Genomic DNA, 17,617 nt, shown 5'->3' with positions numbered 1-17,617 from the left:
TAGGGTCTTCTTTAACATTATTATAATCTAAAAAACTCAATAAATGCTTACTTTTTCATTCAACCACATAGCGCTTTCAGTTAAAAATGTAAATGAATCTGTTGCGTTTTATAAAAAAGTACTGCAACTTCAAGAAATTGAAAACACAGCTTCAAACTCAAAAACAAGATGGTTATCGCTGTATGAGGGAAAACAACTTCATCTGATTCCTCGTCCCAATTCTGAAATAAAAATTAATAAAGCTGTTCATTTTGCTTTAGCCACAACCGATATAAATTCATTTATAGAACATCTAAAAAAATTAAAAATTGATTATTCTGATTGGCTGGATACACCAAACAAAGATTATATAAGAAAAGATGGCATAAAACAAATCTACTTTCAAGACATAAATGGCTATTGGATTGAAATTAACGATGATATCTAATTAGGTTTATGTAGACAACTCCTAAAAACCAGTTGCCAATAATGTAATGATATTATTTAATTGTTGCTGTTGGCTAAGTGCATAACCATTCCTCACAATTCACTATATTGTATCACCTTAATGCGTTGCCTACTTGTACGAAATCAACTATAATAAAACGATTGACAACAACTAAAACCAAGCAAGAAAATGGCTAAAAAAATTGATAGCTTAAAAAATTTTTAATGTATAAAACACAGCTCAAGAACGTAGCTCCCAAACAAATGCTTACTTTATCAAAATAGTCGTATTTTTAAGCTACGTGTCTAACGCAATCACAATAGCAGCAATCCATTCAAAATCATAAAAAATGAAAGTTACAGCCGAAAAAAATGAACAAGTCGCCAATATGGTATTTGCATCCATTTATCCCCTTTACTTAAATAGATTAGAAAAAAATGGGAGAACAAAAGAAGAGCTTAACCAAGTCATAGAATGGTTAACGGGTTATGATACAAATAAATTACAAACACTCATTGATGAGAAAGTAACTTATAGAACATTTTTTGAAAAAGCTAAAATACATCCTAACGCACACATGATAAAAGGGGTTGTTTGCGGATATCGTATTGAAGAAATAGAAGATGAATTTGAATTGTATAAGCAATGTAGACGTATGGAAAAGCTCATTGATGAACTGGCAAAAGGTCGTAAAATGGAAAAAATTTTACGTGAAGAAAAAAAGTAAGAACTTGTGCTCAAACTCTATATAATCTATTGTAGTTCTATATATCTTCTTTAAACTCTAAAGTTTTCATTCATAGTTCGCTTACTTCATAAACTTTATTCAAAGCAATACAACGCATCATAAACGAATCCTTCAAGATTAGATGAAAACCGTTCACTTAAAACAAAACTGGAAAGGATTTTTTACGTATCTGGAAGCATATGATACTTCCCAACAGTATCAAAAAGTTGAATTCACCTTAGAAATCACGCTCTCAGAAAATTCGTTTATTGGAATATCCTATGACCTTGAATCAAAAGATGCTTTTAATAAACCTGCAACTGTAAAAGGTTTTATTGAAGATGATAAAATTAGCTTTGTAATGAAATACCCTTGTTATTATTACAAAGACGAAAAAGGAAACATAATTTTAGACCCCTCTTCTGAACATCCTGACATTCATTACCTTGGTTTTCTAGATGAGAATAAAAAATATGTCAATGGAAATTGGGAAATGACCGTTTATGAAGAAAAATATGCTGATGGCTATCTTGAGGATATCATAAACGGAGAATTCGAAATGTGGAAGGTTAATTAAACCATTATCTATCGACTCGTTTTCTTTTTCCTATATTAGCAACAAAACCCAATAAATATTAATCATACAAGCCATTTTTAAGCCTCATTAAACCATGAAAAAAACAAACTTACTACTCGTACTTTTCTTCGGACTTATACTTTTTTCTTGTGCATCTGATGATGATACAAACACTACAAATCAAGATGAACTTATTGCCACTTGGAGCTTAAAGTCGGTTGAAAATCAAGGTAATGATGTTCCTGTTTTTGGCTGTGGAATCGATCAAACAACAACATTCAATAACGGAAACACAGGTAATGAATACTTTCCTGAAGATTATGATGGAATCCCTTGCGAGTTCAATACATTGCAATTTTCATGGCTTAGAGAAGTTAACCATATAAAAACAGCTAAAATCTTAATTTAAAACCTAAATTATGAAAATAAAACACCGCTTATTCCTACTTAATATATTGATATTCAGCATTTGTATTGGTCAAGAAGATAAAAAATCTAATTTATTTATTGAATATAATATCACCTACAATCTTGGAAAAAAATTGACAAAAAAAGGCTATTTGTTTAAATTTAAAGGTGATAAATATTTTTTTACAACAAAAAGTGATTTTAAAGATAAATTAGAAGACAGTCATTATGATAGTATAGGAAATCACAGATTTATTAATTTAAAATCTGCTGGAAATGGTAGGCAATATGAATTAACCTCTATTAATAAAAGCCTACATTTTGAATCAAGAGTAATTGGTAATATGATTGTAAAAACAAAGGAAGAATTACTTAAAATGAAATGGAGAGAGACTGATATTGAGAAAACTATAATGAATCAAAAATGCCGTCTTTATGAGACAGAATTTAGAGGCAGAACCTACAACGCCTATGTAGCCTTAGAATTAAAGTATGATTTTGGCCCTTGGAAATTTAATGGTTTCAAAGGAGTTCCAATGCTTATTTACGATTCAGAAAATAAATTAAAATGGGAATTAAGTAGCATAAAAAATTATGATTCGGAACAACTTTTAAGTTTTGCTCAAAATGTAATCCAAGAATTAAATAGCCTAAGAGAAATGAACCTGACTGATTTTGTAGAACTTTCAGATCAAACAAAAGGAGGAATGTATTTGGCAAAAAATTACCCTAATTTACCATCCGATTTTCAAAAAAGCAAAAATGAAGATGAACCCGTAAGAAAAGGGCTTGAACTTATCTACGAATGGGAAAAATAAAACAATTCTGATGATTATTAAATAAGTACAACAATTTATAATAATAAATCAAAGTTAGACGTATCTTAAAAAAGTTCAAACCATGAAAACACTTCTAACAATGCTATGTGCTTTTTCGATTTTGATAAGTTGTAAGGAAAAACAGTCTAAGACTGTGCCATTAGACACAACTCCAAAAACAGAAGTAGTCACCAAACTAAAATCTGAACCTCAAAAAACAGAATCTGTAGTTTACTGGCAAACAGATTACGATACCATTTCAAACACCCAAAACATCAAGATTGGAAATCTTGTACACCAACTCGACATCAAATCCTATTCGCTTAATGATAGTTCGATTACCAAAATGAACGGAACCCTCAAAGAAATCTATCATAATTATAATTTCAACATTATTTTAAAGCGACATAACGACACAATTTTTCAGTCTGTATTCCATAAAGAAATGTTTAAAGATAGCTTGTCTCGTGAGTTTTATGACAAGTGTATTTTACTCGGACTAGAATACACTGGTATTCGATCAAATAGACTTTATTTTAAAGGCGCTTTTTTTGTGCCAGATACCGATTGGGGTGTTCAAAACGAGATTGCCATTTTCTATAAAACCAACAAGAAAAACCAATTCAGTTCTGGGAATTATAAAGAGATTGAATAAAATCTTTTGCGCAAAACATCTCATAACTTAACATTTCTAATGCGTCGCAAATGCTACTAAAAGACGTTGTCAATACTAAAACGAAATAATTTCATTATATTTATACTACTGATAGTCAATATTTTAAAATGAAAACTATTTTCCAACTTGCCATATTAATCCTTGTGATTATATCGTGTTCAAATAGTGATACATTAGCACCAGAACCGGATCAGTATAGCGGCATTGATCTATTTAGTGAAATGAGCGACCAAGAAAGAACTTTACTGGGAACTTGGTCTTTTGGCTATGAAATATTTAAGCTGAATTCTGGTAACGACTCTATAGTCTACCACTCCTTGCTTAATTATGGAAATACAGACAGAACCGATTCTATTAAATTTTATGCGTCCAAATTTGTAGGTTTTGAAGATTATTGTCCGATAAAAGCACCAAATACCTTAGCAAATAAACTTAAGACCTATTATTTAGAAACAGCATATATCTCTGCTTGTTTTCCTACTTATAATGGTGGTTGGTATATTGAAAACAACAGACTTTATAATTATTGGGGACTTGATGGATCTGCTGAAACTATGGAATCATTTCTCATTGAAGAAATAAATAATGACTCATTGGTTTTTGTCTATAGAGACTCCACAAACATCAACCTGAATACAGCTACAAAACGTACTGCCGTTTTTTATAAATTGTAGGTGTTTACTGAATTTATTGAGTCCTTACCGAAACATTTACAATACATGTGAGCATTATCGCTTATCTTTGAGTACTTCAAAGCGTTATAAATCGGAATATGTCTGGAGAAAAAAACATTGCAGAACTGATCAAAAACATGAAACCTATCCACCAACAAGGAGACTTTGTGTTTTGTACTGTAAAAGACCTGTCTAAAATTGATCGAAACGAGACCATTTGCGAATTTAAAGAAACTGAAGGTACCACCATTATCATCGAAAAAAGCAAAGCTGATACCTTACAACTCGACTACCATTATGTGGCTACTTGGATTACATTAAGTATTCATTCGTCACTAGAAGCCGTTGGCTTAACGGCTGTTTTTTCTTCAGTATTAGCCAAGCACAACATCAGTTGTAACGTGATTGCTGGCTACTATCACGACCATATTTTTGTGGATAAAAAGGATGCCATTCGCGCTATTGAAGTCTTAAATGCCGCTTCAAAAGAATATCACAAAACACCAAAGTTTTAAACCCTAAATGGACAACAAAACAACTATAGGCATTTTGGGTGTTGGCGCTATAGGTACTGTCATTGCTTGCCATTTACAGGAACAAATCAAGAATGAATTGTTCTATTTCAGTAGAACAAAACGCGAACAGCTACATTTAATTTCTAAAACCTCAACTTATACTATTCCGGTTGATATTCAAACCGAAACGACGACATCTCCTAATTTAGATTGGCTAATCGTTTGTATCAAAGCACATCAATATAACGACGCGCAACAGTGGTTCTCTCCTCTTATCTCCTCTAAAACTAAAGTAGCTGTTATTAGAAACGGGCTCCATTTAAAAACGCCTTTTCTAAAATTTACTTCTGAAGCGCATATTTTAGAATGCAGTATTGATTGTCCGACACAACAATCCCAAAACGACTACTACGAAATACATAAAACACCTATAATTACAGTTCCAAAAGGTAGCCTGGCCTCCAAATTCGAAGCGTTGTTTGACACTTCTAAAATACACATACGCCAGGTTGACGATTATAAAACCGAAAGTTGGAAAAAACTCTGCGAAAGCGCCACACTTGGTGCCATACTTTGCTTGCACAATGATACCTGTAGAATTTTTAAAGCTGAAAACAGACAACAGGAATTTAAAGATTTATTACAGGAGTGCATTCAGGTTGCTATTGCTGATGGCGCTCAAATCGAATCTCATTTTGTAGATATTCTAATGAATAAGGTATTGGCGTATCCTGATACTAAAGGAAGTTCTATGCTCACCGATTTACGTCACGGAAACCGCCTGGAACTCGAAGCCAAAAACGGAATTATTTCAAAACTCGGAAACACTTATAATGTTAAAACACCTATCAATGATATGATTATAAAATTACTATCTTGATAACCTATTAAATTCTGAAAGCCTGCAACATGTTTAATCTATTTAAAAAGAAACCTCTATCCCGAAAAGAACGTTCTATTAAGTTTCTCGAAAAGAAAGGTGTCAAAGTTAATTATAACCTTCCTAATATTGAATCTGATGACGAGACCACCATTAGAACACCAAAAGAGATCGCGCAAAGAGTGACCATTTTGGCTGTTACCAATCTTGTTGCGTTTAGTGCAATAACTAGCGAACAAGCTATAGAATATCTTAAAAGTCATAAGCTCTGGCAGTATGTAACACCTGATGAAATTAAGTTTTTAAATCATCCAACAGACGAAAGAAAAAATCAAGAATCCTGGAAATGTGAAGGCATTTGGACGCTCCTTTGGGCGCTTAAAATTGTTGACGAATTAGATTACCCGAATACGATGTGCGATCTTAATGAGATTCCTATAGAACAATATCCGACGCAACCTGGGAAAGACCCAAATATATTTATCGATAAAAGTCATACCATACGTTCTAAAAAGGAAATTTTAGATGCCAATGACTTATACTACAGGTTTGATTGGGCTTGTGTAGATGCCAGATTAAACAATCACGAGTTGAATGTACATCCTGGTGTAGTTTACGAACGCCATTATGCACTAAACTGGCTTATTAATTATTTGGATTTGGATTGGGACGATGTCTCATGTGATACTTAAAAAGCAATCAAGCTATTTGGTTTATACTCTCTGATAGTTACTTTATTGTACCTAATCATCTTCAAATTACTAATCAAAGTCATATCTCCAATTGGTTTGACAAAAAAAGCGCAACCTAGGCTGCGCTTATATATTATGATCGTCTAAAAATCTATCGCGAATAATTAGGCGCTTCTTTAGTAATGGTAACATCATGAGGATGACTTTCATTTATTCCTGAAGAGGTAATTTTTACAAATCGCCCTGTAGTTTTTAAGGTCTCTACATCCTTTGCACCACAATACCCCATTCCTGCACGGAGTCCGCCTACAAACTGATGAATACTTTCAACCAATTCACCTTTATAAGGAACACGACCTACGATACCTTCAGGAACAAGTTTTTTAATATCATCTTCAACATCCTGAAAATAACGGTCTTTACTTCCTTGTTTCATGGCTTCAACAGAACCCATCCCACGATAGGATTTAAATTTACGGCCTTCATAGATGATGGTTTCTCCCGGACTCTCCTTTGTACCAGCCAATAGCGAACCTAACATCACACTATCAGCACCAGCAGCAATTGCTTTTGGAATATCACCTGTATAACGAATACCACCATCGGCAATCACAGGAACACCTGAGCCTTTAATAGCGGCTGCAACTTCTAATACAGCTGAAAACTGCGGAAAACCAACACCTGCAACAACTCTGGTTGTACAAATAGAACCCGGACCAATACCTACTTTTACAGCATCGGCTCCTGCTTCTACCAAATATTTAGCAGCTTCGGCTGTAGCTATATTTCCAACAACAACCTCTAGCTTCGGAAATTGCTTTTTGATAGCTTTTAAAACCATGACCACACCTTTAGTATGTCCATGCGCTGTATCAATTATCACTGCATCAACTCCCGCTTTAACTAAAGCTGAAGCGCGTTCAACGGCATCTCCAGTAACACCAATTGCAGCGGCCACACGTAACCTTCCATAGGTATCTTTGTTAGCCATTGGCTTTTGGGTCACTTTTGTAATATCTCTAAAGGTGATGAGTCCAACCAATTTATAGTGGTCATCGACGATGAGTAGTTTTTCAATTTTATTCTGCTGAAGGATTTGCTCGGCATCTTTTAATGAGGTCCCAACAGCAGCTGTTACAAGGTTTTCGGCTGTCATGACTTCAATAATTGGCCGATCATCACGATGTTCAAAACGTAAATCTCTATTGGTAACAATACCTTTTAAAGTCCCTTGATCATCAACAATTGGAATACCACCAATACTGTGTTCAGCCATAGATTGTTTGGCATCACTCACTTTAGCAGTTAACGGCAAAGTCACTGGATCGATAATCATACCGCTTTCGGCACGTTTAACCTTTCGAACCTTTTCGGCTTGCTGTTCAATAGTCATGTTTTTATGAAGCACTCCAATACCACCTTCTTGCGCCATGGCAATAGCCATTTTACTTTCGGTAACAGTATCCATAGCAGCAGAAACCACAGGGATATTAATAGTAATGTTACGCGTGAATTTGGTTTGAATATTGACTTCTCTTGGTAAGACTTCCGAAAATGCCGGAACTAGTAGAACGTCGTCGTAGGTAAGACCTTCTCCAACAATTTTGTTTTCGTGTGCTGTCATGATGCAATTACAATTATAATTGCGCACAAATATACGATATAAATAAGGAACTACATTAAGACTGAGTTAAATCTTAATTGAAAATATGTTCAGAATAAAAATAAATGATAGCCTAAAGTCTTGGGCAACGTCTACAATTGGTTTTCCCTTTTTTCTTATACTTTTTACAGCACTTTGATTTCTTATTGAGGTCACAATACAACACACATGAAGTGATAATTACTGGAGCATTTTCTATGGTCAATTCGTCTTGCATTATTTTAATTTATTCTAAATAAATGCAAATTTATAAAAAAAAGATGCTAATCATAGCATCTTTTTCGAGTTAGTTATTAACAGTAAGTTTAAGCGTTATCTTGTGCCGCTGCGATGGTAATTATATCACGATCAAACAAGTAGTGTCCCGATTTATCATTACCGATTATATTTAATTTATCGAGTAAAGTTCTGGCCATAGCTTCTTCTTCAAGCTGCTCGGTAACGTACCATTGCATAAAATTATGAACATTATAATCTTTATGTTGTAAACATTCATAAATCACATGATTAATTTGCTCTGTTACAAACATTTCGCTTTCCAAAAACTTTTCAAATAATTCATTAAGTCCTTTGTAAGTCGCTTTAGGTTCTTCTAATTTTGGGATACTTACCTTTCCGCCTCTTTCGTTCACAAATTTCACCAACTTGGTCATGTGCACGCGTTCTTCTTCTGATTGGCTATAAAAGAAATCAGCAACACCGTTATACCCTGTGGCATCAGCCCATGAAGCCATGGCTAGGTATTGCATAGATGCTTGCGCTTCGTATTTGATTTGATTATTCAATAATGTTTCAATAGTAGCATTCATAAATCATTGTTTTTTACGAAGATAATGAACTTTTAAAAGGAAAAATAACGCACAGTAAAATTAAGACTGACTCTAAATTGTACATCCCATCAGAGTTTAATTTGAAGTGTTGTGTACCAGTTTCTTGGAGCAGAAGGTATAATTCCAGGACCTGGATAACCTGTAGCTCTACGTGTAAAATACGTTTCGTCTAAGACATTATTGATTCCAGCTTCTAGCTTAAAACGCTTATAGGTATACGATAATGAGACATCTAAAATATCATACTGAGGAATGGCACCAATCACACCACTTAAATTAGCATCTTCAGAGTTGGTTGCATCTGTAAATTGCCGACTTAAATACGAATACTGCACATTGGCGAGAAGGTTTTTATATCCAAATTTAACACCTGTTTTTATATTGACATCAGGTACAAACTCAACCTGATTTCCTTCTACTCCTGCTTGTTGCGACGCTGTGTATTCTGAAGAAATGAATGACGCATTGATAAAGTAGTTACTACTAAAATCATTATTCATTTTAAAAATTTTCTTCAAGTTAAAGTCAACCAAAGATTCAACCCCAAACATTCGTGCATCACCAACATTACCACGTTCACTAATAACGCGTCCATCATCAAATGACTTTTGAATAAATCCAATTCTTCCATTATAAAACAAGGCAAAAACACCCAAATCATACGATACTAGGTTTTTGTAGTTCCCTCTAAAACCAATATCAGCAGTAAATCCTTTTTCATCAGTAATATCCGGATTTACAGCAAAAGCAGGATTATTGATATTTATGTCAGAAAAGGTCACCGAGCGGTAATTTTGAGAAATATTTCCATAAATCTCTAAGCGTGTTGAGGGTTTGTAGCTTAAACCCAATCCGAGTAATACAAAATCGCGCTTAAAATCACGATTGTCGGTCACGGTTTCCTCGAAGATAACATTACCAGCTGCATCGGTATTTATACGCTTATAAAAGCCTTCACTTTCGGTTTTAATGTATTCAAATCTAAATCCGGGTGTAATCGAAAACTGATCATTCACATAATAAATGTGCTCACCAAATAAGGCGACATTCAGATTAGGGAAATCAAATTGTGACTGTGCTGGATAATTCGGAAAGTCGTCATTATAAAAATTAAAATCAGGACCACGTCCATCAGATCCTGGACCTTGCTGTTCGGTATTATTTGCTTTGTAGAACTTAGACCCGATAAGAAAAGTCGCATCCTTTCCGAATAACTTATAACGACTTAACACACGTGCTTCAGCACCAAAATTTTTGAAATCCCCTTTAATTAAATCACGCTCATTATTGGGATCTACCTGATCGACACGATTGGTTCTAAACCCAAGCGCATCACGTGATGCATTGAGTCCGAAAGCATTAAACGTCACATTGGTTTTATCTGAAAATTTATGACTTAATTTCAGGTTATACAACAACCAGTTAACCTTAAACCAATTACGTTCTCGGTTACTTTGAAAGGCATCTTCATTAAACTGCGCATCTGTTAAACCACCACCTTGCTGTGCGAGGTAATATAAATGCGTGAATTCTGCGGAAAGCTTAGTGTTCTCATTAAACTGATAGCCTAAATGTGCAAATACATTTTTAGATTCAAACTCCGAATTAGGTCTGAATCCATCACCTGTTTTATAATTGAAATAAGTATAATAACTAAATTTTCCTTTCGTACCGCTTAGACTCGTAAAATTGGTATATAGACCATAGCTCCCAAGTGTGTTTCTAGTAATTAATTCGATAGGTTGATTTGGATTTGGTGCTTTGGTTTTAAAGTTAATGAGCCCTCCAAATTGAGTACCATATTGTAAAGAAGCGGCACCTCGAATCACCTGGATTTCTTTTAAACCTTCAGCAGCTGGCGTGTAATAACTTTCAGGATAGCCTAAAACATCGGCACTAATATCATATCCGTTTTGTCGCGTGTTAAAATTTGCTGTACGATTAGGATCTAAACCACGACCACCAATATTGAGCTGTAATCCGGCATCATCATTTTGATAAATATTTAATCCTGCAACTTGATTATAAATTTGTCGGGCATTATTAGTCGCCAGATTAGCAAGCGATTGATCGACAAGTACTACTTCTGTTTTTTTACCAGCATAGATGGCCGTTTCTTCTACATCTTTTAACCTGTTCAACTCAAAAATTTTGGCGCTTCTAGCTTTTATTATGATTTCTGAAAGGTTTTCCTGTAAGGGTAATAAAACCACATTAAGATTCTTATTGCTATCCAGAGTTTGCTTGAGTTCCAGAATTTCAAATTCTGACTTATAAAACACTAAGGTGAGCTCCGTTTTACCTGAAGACAACTCATAATAGCCTTGGTCGTTAGATGTTGCTAATAAGCCGGAAACCTTATCGTAAACTTCAACATTGCTAATGGCTTCATTTGTTGTTCCGTGAGTGATATAACCTGAAACTTGATGCTGAGCATATACAGGTAAGCTCAATAAAAATAATACGATGTGAAATTTAAAATCCTTTAATGTCATCTTTAAATGGTAAAATCCAGTGTTTGGGTTTAAATGATTCTTTTTCTTGATACAAATCTATGGTTGGGTCAATGTATTGCTGACTCAACCTTCCGTTAAGCGCAACATAACTATCGGCAAAAACTTGAATATTTTCATGGCCTTGTGATTTAAAATGATCTCCTAAAAAATGGGCATATTCTAAAATAAAATCTGGTTGAAAATTCATTTGCTTTTCCTGAAAAGGCGTTAAAAAATCGGTATTATCCACATAAAAATAATGTCCGGTTTCAGCATTAGCGATTTTAAATGTGGTTAATCCAGCTTTTTCCATCAACATCACGCGCCATGAAAAACGGTAGCCTTCTTCGGTCCAGAACAATTCGTTTGGATACAAAAGATATCGAAACGGAATTAGGAGTTGAAATACAAAGAATACAATGAGAATTGTTTTGATGGGCTTCAGATAAGTAAATGGATAGATCTCTTGTGGTTGAGGTGTTTTTAGTTGGCTTCGGAAAGGACTTAGTAATCGCTTTATAAGTGTAATAATTTTCTCATGCGTACTGGCATCAAAGAAAATCAAAGTGGCAACAATCATGATATACGGAAACATCCCAATTGGAAATAAAATACGCGTAAACACATGAAAGAACACGACTAAAACAAATGCCATCGTACGTGTTTTTCTGAAGAGTAATAAAAATGGAATCGACAAATCATACAGCATTCCAGACCAGCTCATCGCATAGTGAAACCAGTCTTGTTGCATCAAATTATTACCAATAAATGGTATATCATATTTTGATGGCAACCATATTTTTAAAGGCATGGCTTTAAACAGCCAATCACTATTGATTTTTGCAATTCCTGCGTAAAAATAGACAATGCCTAAAAGCAACTTAATACTGTCTATACACCATCTGGGAATTTGAGTGTAGCTTTTCTTCCGAAGTAAATTATCTAAAGAAAACTGAGCGTTTGCAGGCAGGAAAATCATCAAAAAACTCAAGACACTTATAAAATAGTAGTGATTTAAATAGGTGGTTTTATCAATGAGCTCTATGTAAGTAAAACTGAGGAAAAAAGTAACAATGGCGATTCTGTATTTAAAACCTAATGCTACAAAAATTGCTGCGATTCCGCAGATTGCAAATAATAGGTAGTTATAAGATCCAAGTGATTTCAACCATTCAAATCCGTAATATTTAAAATGAAAATTTGGTGCGATATACAGTTTTTCTATCCAGCCATGATACCAAAACCTGATAATGCTAAAACACATCATGAGTCCAAACAACACACGAAACACAGCCAAAGGTGCTGCACTTGTAGTAGTATTGACATAGGATTTTAGTTTTGCAACCATCTTATAATGTGTTGTATATTTTAGTCTGTTTGAGATATTGGTATAAAAAAAGATTCTTTAGCGGCACACCACTAAAGAATCCTGTTTGTATTATGTTATCTGCAATTAATCGCCATCTGCATCTACAAAATCGACACTAATATTCATGGCTTGTATCATATCAACTTTTAAAAGTACAACAGCACGTTGCAGTTCGTCATAAGCCTCTAACATTTTAGTATTATCTGTTTCTACTTGCTGCGAGAAATTAGTATTTAATATTTGAATTTTGGTTCTGGCAGTATTCAACTGATTGTTGATTAGCGTACTCAAATCTTCACCATCTTTAATGGTATTTAAATACTCTAAATACGACGCAAAACTCTCGTCGGTCACTGAACTACCATAAGCTTTACCATTAAAAAAATCTTGTACTGCCTGTAAAGCCACTAATGCTAAATCTTTAGACACCTCTTTATTGTAAAACGCTTCAACTTTATCATTTAAAGGTGTTGATGAAAACACACCTGCAGGAATACCAAACTTATTAGCACGAAGTCCTTTTTCGTAATAAAAAATAAAGTCATTCGTCAATTTATTAGTCGCACTGGTCGCTGTATTTGCTGTACTATTTACAAAGGTATTTCTATAAGACGTTGTCCAGTCATTTAAAACTGTCGTCGTTAACGCTTGCATTTGATCCACCAAATCAGATAAATAGGTTTTATTAGCTTCAAAATTTGCAGCAGCTGTATAGGCATTTAAAATCTCGACATCACTATCGGCGATGCCATATAACATATAATCTACAGCAGGAAAACCAACAGCATCGTTATTATTAACATTAGCTAAATCATAAGTTCCAGAACTGATATTGTTTTGAATATCGTTGACGTTAGTCGGATAAATATTCATTTGAAATGCGTAGTTAATTTCTTCCGCTTTACCAATATTGAACATTTCAACATACTGCCAAGTTTTGTAGGCCTCCAACCAAGCAGCTCTCAAAAGGTCGAGATTAGTTTGATTAGGTGTTGCTATAAACGTCTCTTTTTGTGAGGTTAAGCTTGCTAAATCTGAACTTAAATCTTGAAACGCTGGAATGATAATATCATCAGCCCAATTAGTTAACATCGCCTGGCGATTGAAATTATCGTTAGTGCTTCCGCTGGAATCATCAGACGATGAGCAGGCCACTAACAAAGCTATTGTGAAAACGCTTAAAACAACTTTTTTTAACATCCTTAATTTATTTTCAGTTTGCAAAGATAATCAAGCCTTAGAGTTCAACCTAATGAACACTAAGGCATTTCTAATAATTTATATTAATTAGCTGCTTCGACTGTAAAATCGAATCGATCAGCAATTTCTTGAGATATGGTATCTAAAGTTTCAGCAGTAACATCCCAAAATCCGTTACCTTCAGAAAGCGTATTCATATATGCTGTCACTTCTGCATTCGTAAAATACGGTTGGGTAGAATTTGGTTCTCTTGTAAATTGAAGGCTATAGATAAACCCTAAACCTTCAGATAGCTGATGAAAAGCGCTCGCCATATCATTTTCGGCTAGTTTTTGTTTTCCAGCTTGTAAATAGTGTACAGCTCTTACAGCACTAACTTTTGAAATTTGAGCTTTAATGATTTCAGCTTGTGCATCTCTTAAATCATAATCTTTGGCAACAATTGCTGCACGACCTAATTTAAATGCATCAAAAACAGTTTGTGCAATGCCTGCAAAATCTTCGTCGTTTTCTAATCGGTTTAAATAATTATTCAAGAAACTATCGGCTCCAAGTGTTGGCATTGTCGCATCAGCTTCAGCACCATAAAGATACCCATAAGCTTCATCCCATTTGTGTTCCATGGTTGTATAGGTTTTACCGTCTTCAACAATATCATTGTCATTATTTTCGATGTTAGAACCTTCATCTAACACCGCTGGACTTAAATAATTATTTAATATTTGATCGGTCATTAAACCACCAATTAATCCTTTAGCGACTACCTGATTTAATTCAAAACCTTTTCCGTTAATATAACGTATCGAACCACCTCCAGCTTGTTGCAATTGTCCTGCAGAACCAGCAGTAGCAGTGGCATCCCAGTTTGGAAACACCGTTGTCGCCTGATCTTCAATCCATGTGTCAAATTCAGCTTTGATTGCAGCTGAAAGTGTCGCATTTGCAGAGAAAAAATCTTTAGAAGCAGCAACTTTCGAACGGATACTTTTATCAGAAGCGTTTAAATCAGCATCAGAAAAATCAGCTTCCCCTTCAACATGAGCAAACATACCATCTAATTGAGCTTCCGTATTGGTGTTATCTAATAAGGCAGATGCTAATTCTCCAGCCATGGCAATTCTTGTGGTTTGACCACCAAAATTTACTGTAGATTCTCCATTTCTTTCAAAACTGTAGGTGATTGGTGTTTCAATTTGTTGACCAGTATTATTATCGTCATCACTTGAACACGATGTGAATATACTTGCTATGACACATAAACTTAGAGCTAATCTTTTCATTTGATTTTAGGTTGTATTGTTTTTATTTAGACTTGTTACAAATAATTAATGTAATTCGAGTGCAAAAATAAAACACAGTATTAAATATTCAAACTTTATTTAGATTAAATTTAAATAAAAATTCTAGCGCTCTATATATCAGTAATTAAGACAGTGTACTTAAAATATAGACAGGTATTAAATCCCCTTAATAGCAATCGGTTTTGATTTGACTTCGGGATTGAAAGTATTGAATGGACAGGTTTAATCTGGCTTGCAAAATAGCATCGAGAACCTCAAATAGTTGATTTTGCATAACTATAGATCCGCATATCATAACGATGCCGCCGTTTTTAAGATGATTAGCAATAAACTCATCGTGTTGTTTGATCAAATCTTGTACATAAACTTTTACTGAATTGTCTTGTGAAAATGCCACTTGAGATGTTTTTAAATGATGATTTGTTAAAGCCTGATCAATATATCTTGAATAGAGTTGCAAGGATTGTTGGGTTCTTAAGCCTAAAAACAAATGACGGTTCTTTTTAGTTTTTGGGTCGTGAATCATCCCTAAAAATGGTGCTATTCCTGTGCCATTGGCAATCAAAATGGTGTTTGAAGATTTCGATAGATGAAACTCAGGATTGGGTTGAACGGTTGCTGTAATAACATCACCTGTATGTCGTTGACTTAAATAGGAAGAACATAAGCCTTGTTCATGTTTCTTGATACTCAACAACACCTCATCTCCTATTCTAGCGATAGAATACAGACGTTCAGCTTGAGAGTCATCTGGTCGAAACGCTAACAGATCTCCAGACTGAAATACAACTTTTTTTATTGGTTGTAATCGCAACATAAAAGTAGCATCTTCATTTAATTCGGTACGTTCAACAACTCTGAATTGTCTCGTGTATTTTGAATCTGGAATCAATTTAGGTGGTTTAATCTGAAGTGTGAGACCATAAGCTTTTTCCCATTGTTGTATCCAGTTCTGAAAAGCATCAAACGACTGATTATTAATTTTAAACACTTCCAGTTTCTTCTGAAAGTTTTTATGTGATGTCAATAAGGCATCGACGTCTTCAGCATATTTACAGTAATCTGAATATTGTAACGAACCAAAACCTAAGACAGCGTAATCTATCGTATGATTTTGAGCGGTTCGTTTTACTAAATCTTCAAATTTACTGGCATTTGACGGTGCATCACCTTCACCATAGGTAGATGTGAAAATAAAAAGATGTCTGGCTTCTTTATAACTGGCATAAGCATTCATTGAAGCCATAAACACCGTTTTACCTTGAGCAATCAAGGCCTCATAAAATAAGCTTGCAAAACTAAAAGTGCTTCCTGTTTCTGAGCCAACAAGAATGATATACTCTGAAGTATCTTTGGTAAACTTATTTCTTGAAACCTTAGTCTTTTTAGGACGGCTTAATGTCATTGCAAAACCCGAATAGATAAAAAACAGTAAAGCCACACAAACCAGAAACAATACAACAGACCATAAAATCGTCCCTTGTCCTGTATGCAGCAATAAACTCCATTGTGACAACAAAGTGACTAATGGATAATCTTGCTCACTTATAATCACACCAGAATATTGATTGACCAACAACTCCCGATCTTTCAGTTTGATAAAGAAATAATCGTCAACAGCTTCAGAAAAAGGAAACTCCAGACTGTTTACATCGGCAAGTTTTAAGGTCTTAAAAACCTCAAAATCTGAAATGGAAATCGTATCAGGTTCAGCATCTTCCGTCTCTGGGTATTCATGTGATAGATGAGTTTCTGGAAGCATTGAAAATTTCTCCAAGGATAAATACACACCTGTCAATGCAACAATAAGTATAGGAATTAAAAGCCATCGCCCAAAAATAACATGATAATATTGCTCGAAATTTTCGTTGACAACCTTAGAAAAATAACGACGTATTCCGCCTTGTCGTTTTAGGATGAGCATGATGCCAGAAATAGCCATTAGTACCAGAAAAAAGGACACTAAACCAACAATAAAACGACCTGTTGATTTTAAAAACAGGGAACGATGCAAATTAGTCGCAAAACTAAATAGTGGTGCTTTTTCTATAAGATCACCTAACTTTTCTCCCGTTTCAGGGTTGATATAAAAGGTCTCACTTTCACCCGCTTTGGTTATTACAGAAGCTACGACAAAATCATTTTCATCGGTTTCGATAGTAATAATTTCATCATAGCGGCCTTGTAAATTTTCAATAGTTGTAGCGATTGTAACCTCATCGTTAAAGCCATAAGAGTGCAGCTGATTTGAAATGGGCTCAAAAGCCAAAATCATACCAGTAACCGAAGCTAAAACAATAAAAACAGAAGATATTAAAGCCAGTAAAAAATGACTGAATCTCCAGATAGACATGGTCATTCGCAA

The 17,617-nt window shown here is 34.5% G+C and carries 17 protein-coding genes; 10 read left to right on the top strand and 7 right to left on the bottom strand.

Translation table 11 applies throughout. The annotated features are described in order from the left end of the window. Positions 1–43 precede the first annotated feature (43 nt). The 10 genes from N4270_RS15755 to N4270_RS15710 all read left to right on the top strand — a co-directional run bounded on the left by N4270_RS15755 (position 44) and on the right by N4270_RS15710 (position 6,394). Complete coding sequence (locus N4270_RS15755; RefSeq protein WP_260098312.1) at positions 44–427, top strand: VOC family protein; 384 nt, start codon at positions 44–46, stop codon at positions 425–427. A gap of 349 nt (positions 428–776) precedes the next feature. Continuing rightward, positions 777–1,154 carry a DUF2200 domain-containing protein gene (locus N4270_RS15750; RefSeq protein ID WP_260098311.1) on the top strand — a complete coding sequence of 126 codons (378 nt, stop codon included), beginning with the start codon at positions 777–779 and terminating at the stop codon, positions 1,152–1,154. A 142-nt stretch (positions 1,155–1,296) separates the two neighbouring features. Further along, positions 1,297–1,731: a hypothetical protein gene (locus N4270_RS15745; protein WP_260098310.1), complete on the top strand. Its 435-nt coding sequence runs from the start codon at positions 1,297–1,299 to the stop codon at positions 1,729–1,731. A 94-nt stretch (positions 1,732–1,825) separates the two neighbouring features. Beyond that, entirely contained in the window at positions 1,826–2,140 is a 315-nt protein-coding gene (locus N4270_RS15740) for a hypothetical protein (RefSeq protein WP_260098309.1), read from the top strand. A gap of 10 nt (positions 2,141–2,150) precedes the next feature. Next, the gene (locus N4270_RS15735; RefSeq protein ID WP_260098308.1) at positions 2,151–2,957 is read left to right on the top strand and encodes a GLPGLI family protein; all 807 of its coding nucleotides are present in this window, start codon (positions 2,151–2,153) and stop codon (positions 2,955–2,957) included. Between the two features lie 82 nt (positions 2,958–3,039). Then, a complete protein-coding gene (locus N4270_RS15730; RefSeq protein WP_260098307.1) occupies positions 3,040–3,612 on the top strand; it encodes a DUF4738 domain-containing protein in 573 nt (190 codons plus the stop codon). 128 nt (positions 3,613–3,740) lie between these two features. Then, on the top strand, positions 3,741–4,307 hold the full coding sequence (locus N4270_RS15725) for a hypothetical protein (RefSeq protein WP_260098306.1): 567 nt from the start codon (positions 3,741–3,743) through the stop codon (positions 4,305–4,307). A 98-nt stretch (positions 4,308–4,405) separates the two neighbouring features. Next, positions 4,406–4,822, top strand: coding sequence for an ACT domain-containing protein (locus N4270_RS15720; protein ID WP_260098305.1), 417 nt, complete (start codon positions 4,406–4,408; stop codon positions 4,820–4,822). A 7-nt stretch (positions 4,823–4,829) separates the two neighbouring features. Beyond that, on the top strand, positions 4,830–5,702 hold the full coding sequence (locus N4270_RS15715) for a ketopantoate reductase family protein (RefSeq protein ID WP_260098304.1): 873 nt from the start codon (positions 4,830–4,832) through the stop codon (positions 5,700–5,702). Positions 5,703–5,731: 29 nt separating this feature from the next. Next, complete coding sequence (locus N4270_RS15710; RefSeq protein WP_260098303.1) at positions 5,732–6,394, top strand: DUF4272 domain-containing protein; 663 nt, start codon at positions 5,732–5,734, stop codon at positions 6,392–6,394. A 151-nt stretch (positions 6,395–6,545) separates the two neighbouring features. On the opposite strand, the gene guaB is transcribed toward N4270_RS15710, so the two are convergent. From guaB to N4270_RS15675, 7 genes are all read right to left on the bottom strand, one after another. Beyond that, on the bottom strand, positions 6,546–8,018 hold the full coding sequence (gene guaB, locus N4270_RS15705; protein WP_260098302.1) for an IMP dehydrogenase: 1,473 nt from the start codon (positions 8,016–8,018) through the stop codon (positions 6,546–6,548). A gap of 344 nt (positions 8,019–8,362) precedes the next feature. Beyond that, positions 8,363–8,866 (bottom strand): ferritin, encoded by a 504-nt coding sequence (locus N4270_RS15700; RefSeq protein ID WP_260098301.1) that lies wholly within the window; start codon positions 8,864–8,866, stop codon positions 8,363–8,365. Positions 8,867–8,955: 89 nt separating this feature from the next. Beyond that, complete coding sequence (locus tag N4270_RS15695) at positions 8,956–11,382, bottom strand: TonB-dependent receptor (RefSeq protein WP_260098300.1); 2,427 nt, start codon at positions 11,380–11,382, stop codon at positions 8,956–8,958. Then, on the bottom strand, positions 11,363–12,730 hold the full coding sequence (locus tag N4270_RS15690; RefSeq protein ID WP_260098299.1) for an HTTM domain-containing protein: 1,368 nt from the start codon (positions 12,728–12,730) through the stop codon (positions 11,363–11,365). The genes N4270_RS15695 and N4270_RS15690 overlap by 20 nt, the downstream gene beginning before the upstream one ends. Before the next feature lie 105 nt (positions 12,731–12,835). Further along, entirely contained in the window at positions 12,836–13,951 is a 1,116-nt protein-coding gene (locus N4270_RS15685; protein WP_260098298.1) for an imelysin family protein, read from the bottom strand. Positions 13,952–14,034: 83 nt separating this feature from the next. Further along, on the bottom strand, positions 14,035–15,231 hold the full coding sequence (locus N4270_RS15680; RefSeq protein WP_260098297.1) for a DUF4856 domain-containing protein: 1,197 nt from the start codon (positions 15,229–15,231) through the stop codon (positions 14,035–14,037). Positions 15,232–15,418: 187 nt separating this feature from the next. Continuing rightward, positions 15,419–17,611, bottom strand: coding sequence for a PepSY domain-containing protein (locus tag N4270_RS15675; protein WP_260098296.1), 2,193 nt, complete (start codon positions 17,609–17,611; stop codon positions 15,419–15,421). Positions 17,612–17,617 lie beyond the last annotated feature (6 nt).

The organism is Psychroserpens sp. SPM9, assembly GCF_025153525.1.
Taxonomy (GTDB): domain Bacteria; phylum Bacteroidota; class Bacteroidia; order Flavobacteriales; family Flavobacteriaceae; genus Psychroserpens.
This window is presented reverse-complemented; position numbering and strand designations above follow the sequence as displayed.